Here is a 464-nt window from a genome sequence, read left to right on the forward strand (position 1 = left end):
GAACAAGCAGAACAAGCAGAACAAGCAGAACAAGCAGAACAAGCAGAACAAGCAGAACAAGCAGAACAAGCAGAACAGAATAGCCGTTTTTCAGACAAAAAAAATCCTTTGCCGGAGCAAAGGATTATTTTTAAATGGCAGGGGCGGAGAGACTCGAACTCCCAACACCCGGTTTTGGAGACCGGTGCTCTACCAATTGAACTACGCCCCTAAAAGGGTGGCGGAACGGACGGGGCTCGAACCCGCGACCCCCTGCGTGACAGGCAGGTATTCTAACCAACTGAACTACCGCTCCACCGATTCTGTACTGAACTCAGAATGTTGCCTCTGATATCAGGTATTTCGCCTTTTCCGCGTCACGGGAAAAGTCATGACCATAAATGGTCTAATTTGATGCCTGGCAGTTCCCTACTCTCGCATGGGGAGGCCCCACACTACCATCGGCGCTACGGCGTTTCACTTCT

Annotated in this window: 2 tRNA genes; both read right to left on the minus strand. The window is 50.6% G+C overall.

Going from position 1 to position 464, the window contains the following annotated elements:
• Positions 1-135: 135 nt before the first annotated feature.
• Positions 136-211, minus strand: a tRNA-Trp gene (locus tag ACMGEE_RS20190).
• A gap of 7 nt (positions 212-218) precedes the next feature.
• A tRNA-Asp gene (locus tag ACMGEE_RS20195) sits at positions 219-295 on the minus strand.
• Positions 296-464: the final 169 nt, after the last annotated feature.

Source organism: Erwinia artemisiae (assembly GCF_051400835.1).
In the GTDB taxonomy this organism is placed as follows: Bacteria; Pseudomonadota; Gammaproteobacteria; order Enterobacterales; family Enterobacteriaceae; genus Erwinia; species Erwinia aeris.